The 9449-nt window shown below is 45.0% G+C and carries 12 protein-coding genes; 2 read left to right on the forward strand and 10 right to left on the reverse strand.

Going from position 1 to position 9449, the window contains the following annotated elements:
* Window positions 1–15: 15 nt before the first annotated feature.
* The 8 genes from AAAA73_RS07215 to AAAA73_RS07250 all read right to left on the reverse strand — a co-directional run bounded on the left by AAAA73_RS07215 (window position 16) and on the right by AAAA73_RS07250 (window position 6812).
* Window positions 16–1275 carry an FtsX-like permease family protein gene (locus AAAA73_RS07215; protein ID WP_340597518.1) on the reverse strand — a complete coding sequence of 420 codons (1260 nt, stop codon included), beginning with the start codon at window positions 1273–1275 and terminating at the stop codon, window positions 16–18.
* Window positions 1276–1333: 58 nt separating this feature from the next.
* A complete protein-coding gene (locus tag AAAA73_RS07220; RefSeq protein ID WP_340597519.1) occupies window positions 1334–2293 on the reverse strand; it encodes an MlaD family protein in 960 nt (319 codons plus the stop codon).
* Window positions 2290–3000, reverse strand: a complete 711-nt coding sequence (locus AAAA73_RS07225) for a cell division ATP-binding protein FtsE (protein WP_340597520.1) — start codon at window positions 2998–3000, stop codon at window positions 2290–2292. The genes AAAA73_RS07220 and AAAA73_RS07225 overlap by 4 nt, the downstream gene beginning before the upstream one ends.
* Window positions 3000–3824 carry an MlaE family ABC transporter permease gene (locus tag AAAA73_RS07230; protein WP_340597521.1) on the reverse strand — a complete coding sequence of 275 codons (825 nt, stop codon included), beginning with the start codon at window positions 3822–3824 and terminating at the stop codon, window positions 3000–3002. Before AAAA73_RS07230 ends, AAAA73_RS07225 begins: the two co-directional genes overlap by 1 nt.
* A gap of 71 nt (window positions 3825–3895) precedes the next feature.
* On the reverse strand, window positions 3896–4471 hold the full coding sequence (locus tag AAAA73_RS07235; RefSeq protein WP_340597522.1) for a YdcF family protein: 576 nt from the start codon (window positions 4469–4471) through the stop codon (window positions 3896–3898).
* Window positions 4458–4835 carry a RidA family protein gene (locus AAAA73_RS07240; protein ID WP_340597523.1) on the reverse strand — a complete coding sequence of 126 codons (378 nt, stop codon included), beginning with the start codon at window positions 4833–4835 and terminating at the stop codon, window positions 4458–4460. Before AAAA73_RS07240 ends, AAAA73_RS07235 begins: the two co-directional genes overlap by 14 nt.
* Window positions 4836–4853: 18 nt before the next feature.
* Window positions 4854–5351, reverse strand: a complete 498-nt coding sequence (locus tag AAAA73_RS07245) for an organic solvent tolerance protein (protein ID WP_340597524.1) — start codon at window positions 5349–5351, stop codon at window positions 4854–4856.
* 87 nt (window positions 5352–5438) lie between these two features.
* Entirely contained in the window at window positions 5439–6812 is a 1374-nt protein-coding gene (locus AAAA73_RS07250) for an HD domain-containing phosphohydrolase (protein WP_340597525.1), read from the reverse strand.
* Between the two features lie 92 nt (window positions 6813–6904).
* Here AAAA73_RS07250 and AAAA73_RS07255 point away from each other — a divergent pair, with 92 nt between their 5' ends.
* Complete coding sequence (locus AAAA73_RS07255) at window positions 6905–7537, forward strand: chalcone isomerase family protein (protein ID WP_340597526.1); 633 nt, start codon at window positions 6905–6907, stop codon at window positions 7535–7537.
* On the opposite strand, the gene AAAA73_RS07260 is transcribed toward AAAA73_RS07255, so the two are convergent.
* On the reverse strand, window positions 7538–7768 hold the full coding sequence (locus AAAA73_RS07260) for a winged helix-turn-helix domain-containing protein (RefSeq protein WP_340597527.1): 231 nt from the start codon (window positions 7766–7768) through the stop codon (window positions 7538–7540).
* Window positions 7769–7912: 144 nt separating this feature from the next.
* Here AAAA73_RS07260 and AAAA73_RS07265 point away from each other — a divergent pair, with 144 nt between their 5' ends.
* Window positions 7913–8536, forward strand: a complete 624-nt coding sequence (locus tag AAAA73_RS07265; RefSeq protein WP_340597528.1) for an NADPH-dependent FMN reductase — start codon at window positions 7913–7915, stop codon at window positions 8534–8536.
* Between the two features lie 137 nt (window positions 8537–8673).
* Here the strand turns inward: AAAA73_RS07265 and AAAA73_RS07270 are convergent, their stop codons facing one another.
* Window positions 8674–9117 carry a DMT family transporter gene (locus AAAA73_RS07270; protein WP_340597529.1) on the reverse strand — a complete coding sequence of 148 codons (444 nt, stop codon included), beginning with the start codon at window positions 9115–9117 and terminating at the stop codon, window positions 8674–8676.
* Between the last annotated feature and the right edge of the window lie 332 nt (window positions 9118–9449).

The following is a 9449-nucleotide window of genomic DNA, read 5'->3' on the forward strand; positions in this document are numbered from 1 at the left end:
CAGTGGGGCTTTTTTTTATTTCATTCGTAACGCCTCAGAAGGCTGAACCTCAGTAGCAGTTCTTGACGGAATATAAGAACCTAAAAAGGCTATCAATGAGCTTACTATCAACACTCCGAACACCAGCCACCAATCCACGAGGCTTGGTATAGTCGTGTCGTAAAAAGTATGCGATGACCACATGTTAATGGGGTTGTTTTGAATATACAGACTTAGCCCCGTACCGATCACCGTTCCGACCAGCACACCAGAACCCGCCAACAGAAAACCAATTTGCGTGAAAATCTTAACAGTCCGTTTACCCGATAATCCAATGGTTCGAAGAACTGCAATATCCCGTCTTTTCTGGGACAATAACAAAGCCAACACGGTTAAAATGGAACTTGCTGCGATCATTCCAGCAAGACCCAAAAAAACTCCAATGGTCAATTTTTCCAGTTTCAAAGCGTAAAACAAAGCTGAATTGCGATCCATCCAGGTCTCCACCTGAACATCGGTGAACTTCATCAGATCATCCCGAACATTTGCAACGCGACTCTCATCTGCGAGCCACATTTCAATTCCCACTTTTTTTAGATCTCCGCTATCCAGAGCTCTTAGTGCTTTGCCTCGCTGATAATACAGGTACTGCGAATCCACATCAGCCAAGGCCGTGGTAACCACTCTTTTTACTCGCACCCGCTCAAACTTCGGAGTTTGCCCCGGAGGCAATAAAAGACCGGTCGGAGAAACCACTGTGATGAAATCACCATCGAATACGCCAAGCGATTGCGCCAAGTCCACACCCAGAACAACTTCTCCTTCGTCAGGCACATCCTGGGGATCCCATACATACGAGGGCGGTCCACCGACAGCATTCTGCGGCTTATCTGCATCCAGCTTCGCCAATTGCGATATAAAATATTCCAGACTGTTTCTCGTCACTCCACGGGCAAAGGCGCCCTTGAATTGACCATCCTGACTGCGTAAAATTACATCCTGAGTTTCATAAACATAGGCCTGCGTTGTGGGGTCTTCCTTGATACGGGAATAGACCGGATGAGTTTCCAGTCCCATCGCATTTTGCACACCAGGCACTGTGACGTAAAGATGAGGCTCAAGCCCCAGAATTCTTTTGCGAATACTGGCATTCATCCCATTCATCACAAAGAGGACCACCAGAAATGCGGTGACACTGATGGTGATCCCGCCAATGGATAGAAACGCAATTCGGCGAATCAGCGCACCCGCACGTTTTGAGAAGATAAAATGACGAAAGAGATGTCCAACTAACATCTCTTTATCTTATTGTTTCAATTGTGGGATTCAAGCCTTTTATAGGCTATTTAATGGGCTATTTTTTCTCACTCGCCGGCACACGCTGCAGAGCTTCCTCTTTACGAACTTCACGTACATTGCTTTCCATAAAGAAACTCTTTTGCATCGCCTTTAGCGTCACAACAGTTTCGTTTAAGACTTCAAGCATCCGACGCGAGGCTTGTGGAATCTCAGGTCCCAGCTCCTTCGCCGCAGGCCCTACCGCCTGGGTCACAACCGCCAGATTTTGCATCATAACCGCCAAATCTTTAGCAAGTTCTGGATTCTGTTTGTTCAGCTCCGGCAAAATACGGTTGATCTCGGAAGTTGTGATCGCCAGATTGCGCATTGTAGTTTCCAAGGAATCATTGGCTGTGGCCTGCTTGGAAAGTTTAATCACCTCATGGGACATCACTGTCATGTTTTTCATCAGTGGATCCATACGATCGATCACACGAACAAAACTGGCTGCACGGTCTTTATCCGCAAAAGCCTCAACCAGCATTTGCAAATTCTCCAGTAAACCACCCACGCGGGCCATGGTCATACTGATATTGCGACTGCTTAGCATGGACACGATATCCATGGATTCATTCGACTGAATAAAACTATTGGAGGCTAAAATCGGAGCTTTCTCCGTGCCCACCGTCACTTCAAGAATTTTTTCCCCGATAATAAACGGACGATTCAACTGAACGGTACTGTCCTGACGGATTCTTTCCTGGAACTTACTCAGCACATAGAAAGTCACTTCAATCTTGTTATCCGTTCTTAGCTCAACATTCTCAATCGCTCCGGCACGAAGACCCGCCATATGCACAGTCGTCCCCTGATGCAATCCATCGGCATTTTCGAATGTCGTCGTGTAGTAGGTTTTGGAATCAAACCACCCCTGCTTCACAGCAATACTCACCGCCGTCCCCAGTACACCCAGGATTGCAACGCCAACAAAAAGTCCCGCAACTCGTTCAAATTTATTGAACTTCACTTTCATCATAGGTGTACAACTCTCTTCTCTGGATCCACCGGCTGGAAGTAAAGCTGGCCATCATCCAAATGAACGATTTGATAGTTAAATAGATTCATGAATTTTTCATCATAGGAACTGATGAATACGTGATTCAGGCAGCCCTCTTTACGCAGCTGATGAATATAATCCACCAAAGTATAAACACTGTCCTGACCCAATCCCACACTTGGATCATCCAAGAGCAGAATCTGCGGCCTCATAACCATTGCACGCAAAAGACAAGTCAACTTACGCAGACGGCCTGGAACATGTGCTGGTCTTTCATGAGCAAATTTAGTGACATCAAAAATTTTGAAAATTTCCTCCACGCGGGCTTTGGCGTCCTCGGGACTTAAAACCTTGTGATAAAGAAGTGGCAGCATCATATTATCGAACAACGACTGATTGTTAATCAAACCGCCATAATCAAATGAGTAACCAATTTGCAAACGGTAAGGCAAAAACTCCTCGAAGGACATATCACAGACGTTTTGACCATTGATCAAAAACTGTCCGGACTGAGGCATCTGCAACCCTGCCAAAATCTGCAACAAGGAGCTTTTTCCAGCCCCTTCCTCTGCTTTAACCCAAAGGATTTCATTCATGGGAAAATCGAATTCAACATTGGCAATAACAGGATCCTGCCCTTCATGCGAAAAAGAAACGCCTTCAAACTTCAGATTTTCGATCTTCATTATAAAACCCCCAGATTGCGCAACTGATTTAAATAAAACAAAGCTGTTACAATTAAATTAAATACGATGACGAAAATGATACTGTTCACCACGGCCTGCGTGGTGACTTGTGGCACTTCCGTCGGGCTCTTTTTCACGGATAGCCCCTGATAACAGGACACCACGAAAATAATCATTCCACTGAAACTGTTTTTCAAAAGAAAGATCCAGAAATCATCAAAGGAAAATGCCGTCATCAGCGATTCCGCATAGAAAGCAAAGGGCATATCCTGAATGAACTTGGTCACAAAGAATCCGCCGATCAACGCCACAAAATTGAAGTAAAAAGCCAGGCAAAGCATGCTGATCACGCCACCCAAAACCCGCGGAAACACGATGTAACTCAAGGGATTGATTCCCATGACTTCCAAGGCTTCGATCTCCCGGTTTGCGCGCATGTTTCCAATCTCAGAAGCCACCGCTGTACCAGATCTTGCAGTCACAACCAGCGCCACCAGGAGGGGGCCGGCTTCACGCAGAATCATCACAATCAAAAAGGGCCCCACCATTTGAGTTCCGCCGAACTTCGTCAGGTTGGATAAAGATTGCAGCACCAGGACGCTGCCCGAGGCCAAAGCAAGCACACTCACCAACGGCAACGCCTGCCAACCAGTGAAATATATCTGCGCAGAAATTACTCGAATGATCTGGCGCATCCCCTGGGTTTGATCAAGAACGGTTGCACGAAGGGAAAGATATACCATCAGGAGAACACGCCACGTGTACTCCGCATTCTTTGTCACAAATCTCCCGAGGGAGTCGATTTGTAAGAATAAAGAATTCATTTAATTTCCCCAGTTTCCTAGGGACTTTATCGGTGTAAATCGTACTTTCGTTTACAAACCAAGGTCTGGTTTTAATAGGCCCACAAGGAATAAAAGAACGACTTTAAGGCTTCAAACCCTGTTTCCGGGACGGAAGACTCGTATCGCCCTCCCACTATGGGATGCTTTTGAATGTATATATTCTCCGGAAAGGCCGCCCGGAAGGTTTTATAGGATCGGTACATGTGCAATCGGGAAGTCACAAGAAGTATGTCTCGGCACTTCAATGCTTCTACAATCGGTAAACTTTGCTGAGCATTTCCGAACGTGGTTTCAGATCGTCGATCCAAAACCACATCGTTCTCATTAAGACTTCCATAAAATGGCCACACCGGCATAATCTCGCGCATTCGCGCATTGGAGAAAACTCCGGATATCACCAGCTTCTTGACGTTTTGATTCGCCAGAAGATCAAACCCTTCTCGCACGCGTCCCGCTCCCCCGGTCAAGACCACAGCACAATCTGCATTCTGTGATCGTGTCCAGGAAATCATCGGTTCATTCTCGATCTGACGGTACTCCCTGACAAAGCGCTGAATAATCAACGCCCCAAGGATCACCACGATCCAGAAAATACGCGTGCGCAGCAGAGCCTTAACGGTGGGCAAGAACTTCGATCTCCACGTTCACGCCTTTTGGCAATGCCGCAACAGCGACAGTAGAACGCGCTGGAGGAGCTGCCGTGAAAGCTTTGGCGTAGATTTCGTTCACAGTCGCAAAATCAGCCATGTTTGTCAGGAAGATTGTTGTTTTAACCACGTTTGAAAAATTCATGTTGTTGGCGCCAAGAACCGCTTCAACATTTTTCATGACCATTTCAGTTTGAGTCTTGATATCGCCAGTGAAAACTTCGTTTGTTTTTGGATCAATTGAAATCTGACCGGAACAAAACAAAAAATCACCCATAGCTACAGCTTGAGAATAAGGTCCAACCGCTTTAGGTGCATTGTCTGTGTGAATAACTTTTTTCATAAATAAATCCTTTGTGAATTAGAAGTAAAAAATAATACCAGCGCGGAACGGGCTGTCCGCAATTGTTCTGAAACGGACGTTATCCGCAGAAATAACACCCACGCCGCCTTCAAAAGTGAAGCCCAGGGATTCCAAACCCGAAAAGAAGAATTCACCACCAAAGACCGCATCCAACTCAAAGCCGGATTGCTTTTCTCTGGTACCCGCATCGTTCAGCTCTTCCCAATTCACCAACCCCAGGGTTCCGCCCATGTAGAAGTTCATGTTTTGTTCTTTAAAAACGATACGGCGAACCCCAGCGATGGCCGCAAACTTGGATTGGTCCTTTTGCGTATCAATTCCCAATCCACCCGTGACTTGAATTTCAGAAGAAGGATTATAAACCACTGCCAGTTCCGGCAAATCCAAAGTTGCATGAGATTTTACCCCCACGCCCAGGCGATTCGTAAGGTCTTTGGCCTCAGCCACGTTCAAACCAGCAAAAACCGCAAACACCAATGCTAAAACTTTAAGCATCCCAATGACTCCTTATTAAGGACTCTATTAAATGCAAAAGATGAAGAGGGCGCAAAAGGAATCTGACTCTTACAAGAGGTGTCAAACCTACAAAAGACTCTCTGAAATCTGATCAAGGAAGTCGGTCGTGAAGTTTCCAGGCTTCGCTTTCGCTTCCTCCCAAATTTTCTCCCGAAGATAACGAAATCCGATTGATTTTTCATGCATCGTGGTGCGACTGCCGATATCGATCATTTCACTGAAGCGGATAAGCGAAGCCTCCACGGGAACCATGTCAAATGGCGTCTGACTTGGGAAACCTTTTTCATCCGCTCTCTCATGGACGCAGACCATAATCGCTTTAACCTGTTCGCTCACCGGTATCTTCTTAAAAAGACATCGATTCAAAGACATCATTGGATGCTTGCGATACTCTTCCGTCTGCTGCGGATCCAGAAAGGACTCGCCCCTTTTCAAATAAATTTGATAGGTCTCATCAGGAATATCAAAAAGACCGACATCACAAAGCAAACCTGCAAGTAAGGCATCCACCGGGTTGCCAACACCGGACCTCTGGGAAATATAGGCCGCATAGGCAGCAACCCATGGACTTCTCCAAACGTTGAAAAGATCATTGTCCATCGCCTCAAGCAAAGACTCCCAAAGATCCTCTTCCGTCTTCATAGTTTCCACAAAGGACTTCGCCGCCAGCTCCATTCTCTCATAAATTGAACGAATTTCGTCATCCGAAGCCGTTTTGAATTCAAACAGTGTGACCTCGCTCAGATCCGTCCAAAGAGAGGCAATTGCCATAAAATGTGCACGCACCCGCTTCTTCAAAGACATCCCCGATCGATCAAAATAAGTACCGATGTACTCCAGATAAGATGCGGCCTCCGGTGATTGAATCAAAAAACCACCTCTTGTCAGCATCTTTTGATACTTTGAATCTGACAGAACCACACCCCGGAATGCGACACCCATTATTCTTTGATTGATCGGCATTCGAATAAAAACTGTAAATGGCAATGTGGTCATTGAAAAAAGATCTGTGGGCAAAATATCAAAAAACTGCGCTCTGCATTTCAACAACAACATGTATTCAAATTTGAAGTTTTGAAAGAAATCAAATGGAGTGATCAAAATCACCCGCGAAAATTTCGGTCCGGAAAATTTATTCTTATCAGGAGCCTCGTGGGTCAAAGTAAATACTGTCGAAAGTGGAAACCTTTCCATCAGCCCGAGTATTCTCTCTGAAAACGCGCCAATATGCTCTGACTCCTCTTGAGCCACAACAATAACAATGGCTCGTTGAGTTTCAAAGGGACGGTTCTTAACATCATCCAGGGCCAAAACATGCCGAAACGTGAATCCATGTGTGGAGATCAGACTGCGGACACGCGACAGAACATCCTCTCGCTGACTTAACAGCAAAATCTCAAGCTTTTGTCGAAAAAAAATGGACGGACGTTTTTCAGCCATAAACAAAAATAGGATACGCCATCCCCCTACTTGCTACCAGTAAATCTTAATTCCTGTTTGACAATCTAGATCAGCCCCAGAATTCTAATACTATGAAAACAATGATCATTTCTTTAGTATCTATTTTGATGTCCATTTCCGCAAACGCTGCACTTCTTAAAACAGAAGTCGGATCAAATAAAATGGAGAAAGTGGCACTCTCGACTGCGGCAACCACGACGGTTGACGGAGAAGAGGTCAAACTCAGCGAAGTCGGGGCTGGCCTGCGAGCGAAAAAAGTCGTTTTCGTTGATGTGAAAGTTTATATTGGCGAACTTTTTGTCGCTGACATCGCAAAGTTCAAGAAAGCAGAACCACTTGCCTCAGTGAAAGACCAAAAGGCAATTGCGATCCAGCTCCACTTTCTTAGAGATGTTGACGCCGAAAACGTACAAAAGTCATTTAAGGAAGCTCTGACTACCAACTCCGTCGATCTTTCAGACGCCTCAATCAAGCAATTCCTTGATGCAGTTTCACAGGGCGGCGAAGCAAAAAGCGGCAAAGCAATCACAATATTGGGAACTCGCCTGAAGGATGGAAACGAAAAGATTTCCTATGAAACAACATCAGGCCCTACAACTGAGATTAAAGGCAGCGCGGGATTCATTGAAAAAATCTTTTCGATCTGGCTTGGCAAACCATCGGATGATGGCGTTGCTCAGTTAAAAAAGTCCATCTTGAAGTAATCAGTCCAAATCCAAAAGCCGGTAGCCAACGCCGGCTTCAGTTGAAATGATTTCAGGAGTGGTCTCGTCGATCTTTAACTTCTTTCTGACAGCTCCGACATACACCCGCAAGTAATGGGTGTGTTCAACCGAGTTTGACCCCCAGATCTCATTCATCAACATTCTGTGGGTCACAACCTTGCCTTTATGCTTCATCAACACTTTCACAATATTGAACTCAGTGGCCGTCAACTTTTATCCACAGCAAGAGGAAAATCTTATGTTTCAAGCGTGGGATGTATGTTGGCAAATACAAGCGAAGTCCATTTAGGAGACATGAACCATCAGTGAAAATAGCAAAAGCACGTTGCTCTTATTTTTGAGGAGGAAGTCCGGATGAAAATCTTTTGCTTTGCCCCGGTATTAAGAAAGGGTTCATTTAATAAAAAACTGATCCGCATTGCCAAGGCTTATGCAGAAGAGTTTCCAGACGCGAAAGTCGAATTGTGTGAGTTCAATGAATTTCCCATGCCCGTCTACGACGGTGACTTGGAAACTGAGCAAGGAATCCCGGAGGGCGTCACCAAGCTGGCTGAAAAGATCAACTCCGCTGACGCCATCATCATTTCTTCGCCGGAATACAATGGTGGCATGCCGGGACCTTTTAAAAATGCCGTAGACTGGCTATCACGACTTAAACCCGTTCCCCTGCGTGATAAACAGATCCTGCTAATTGGTGCGTCTATAAGCCAATTTGCAGCGATTAAGGGTAACTTCCACAGTCGCGTGCCTTTTCATGTGCTGAATGCCTTCGTTTATCCCGACTATTTCGGTGTGGCATTCTCCGAAACAGCCTTTGATGAAAAGGATCAATTGAAAGACGCCAAACAAAGTGAGCGCCTAAAAAAACTAGTCACAAACTTTCTGCAATACGCCTCCCGCACCGAAACTCCATTCGATCGCCTGGGAGAGTTTTTTGAGGAACAAAAACACAGCCACGACGAAAAGCATCCGCATTGAAATTCGACCGTTAGGGAATTTGAAAAATAAGCTTCTATTGTGCCTGCGAATTTGCACCGCGCATTTAGCAAAAAAAAGACCGAAGGTTCACTTCGGTCTTTTAGTTCTCTTGTTTTGCTTTTTCTTATTTAGTTAAGTCAGCCAGAGTTTCTGTTCATCGATGCGGATCTCGCTCGCAGCTCTACAGCTGGAGTGATTACGATTTTCTCTGGAGCCGATTTCAATTCTTTTACTTCCGTCTCAGCAGCAACTTGCTCCACTGCTTTTTCGCCGGAAAAATTCAACATCACAACACCCAGCACAATCAATGATGTAGCCAAAACTTTCTGCATAGGAAGTGGTTCATTAAACATAACCAGGCCCAACACAGCCATGATAGCAGTACCGACACCTGCCCAGATTGCGTAAACCACACTGACTGGCAGAGTTTTAAGTGCAAACGTAATACAGAAAAAAGAAATAGCAAAACATAGAACCATTAATACAGAAGGAATCAGCCGCGTGAAACCATCTGCGTATTTCATTCCAATAGTACCCAAGATCTCGAAAATAATTGCCGCCGCAAGATATGCATAAGGCATAAAACACCGTTTAGGATGACCTTTCTTGTCGTTTATTCAGTTTTTAATTCCCTTGCCCAGATGACTCTCTGGGAGATCTTTTTTGAATCCATGCGGAAAAAAGACTTAAAAAGCGAACAGGAAGAAAATTCCTGTTTTTTGATATTAGTAGGATATCATGGCGGCTGACAAAAAGCTCTCGCGACTGGACTAAATTTATTTATGCTCGTGATTACAGCATGTTAGCGTGTTTCACGATCTCAAATTGAGACGTTCATTTTGATATTTCAGGGGTAACTTTTGTATTGGTTTTTAGAGTAATTTGCTTCAAAACAAATATGAAACTGTTTATC

The sequence above is a fragment of the Bdellovibrio sp. GT3 genome, assembly GCF_037996765.1.
In the GTDB taxonomy this organism is placed as follows: Bacteria; Bdellovibrionota; Bdellovibrionia; order Bdellovibrionales; family Bdellovibrionaceae; genus Bdellovibrio.

Bases quoted from the DNA above. Each gene is read 5' to 3' on its own strand.
- AAAA73_RS07245 (WP_340597524.1), bottom strand. From the start codon at position 5,351: ATGCTTAAAGTTTTAGCATTGGTGTTTGCGGTTTTTGCTGGTTTGAAC.
- AAAA73_RS07270 (WP_340597529.1), bottom strand. From the start codon at position 9,117: ATGCCTTATGCATATCTTGCGGCGGCAATTATTTTCGAGATCTTGGGT.
- AAAA73_RS07250 (WP_340597525.1), bottom strand. From the start codon at position 6,812: ATGGCTGAAAAACGTCCGTCCATTTTTTTTCGACAAAAGCTTGAGATT.
- AAAA73_RS07265 (WP_340597528.1), top strand. From the start codon at position 7,913: ATGAAAATCTTTTGCTTTGCCCCGGTATTAAGAAAGGGTTCATTTAAT.
- AAAA73_RS07220 (WP_340597519.1), bottom strand. From the start codon at position 2,293: ATGATGAAAGTGAAGTTCAATAAATTTGAACGAGTTGCGGGACTTTTT.
- AAAA73_RS07225 (WP_340597520.1), bottom strand. From the start codon at position 3,000: ATGAAGATCGAAAATCTGAAGTTTGAAGGCGTTTCTTTTTCGCATGAA.
- AAAA73_RS07215 (WP_340597518.1), bottom strand. From the start codon at position 1,275: ATGTTAGTTGGACATCTCTTTCGTCATTTTATCTTCTCAAAACGTGCG.
- AAAA73_RS07255 (WP_340597526.1), top strand. From the start codon at position 6,905: ATGAAAACAATGATCATTTCTTTAGTATCTATTTTGATGTCCATTTCC.
- AAAA73_RS07230 (WP_340597521.1), bottom strand. From the start codon at position 3,824: ATGAATTCTTTATTCTTACAAATCGACTCCCTCGGGAGATTTGTGACA.
- AAAA73_RS07240 (WP_340597523.1), bottom strand. From the start codon at position 4,835: ATGAAAAAAGTTATTCACACAGACAATGCACCTAAAGCGGTTGGACCT.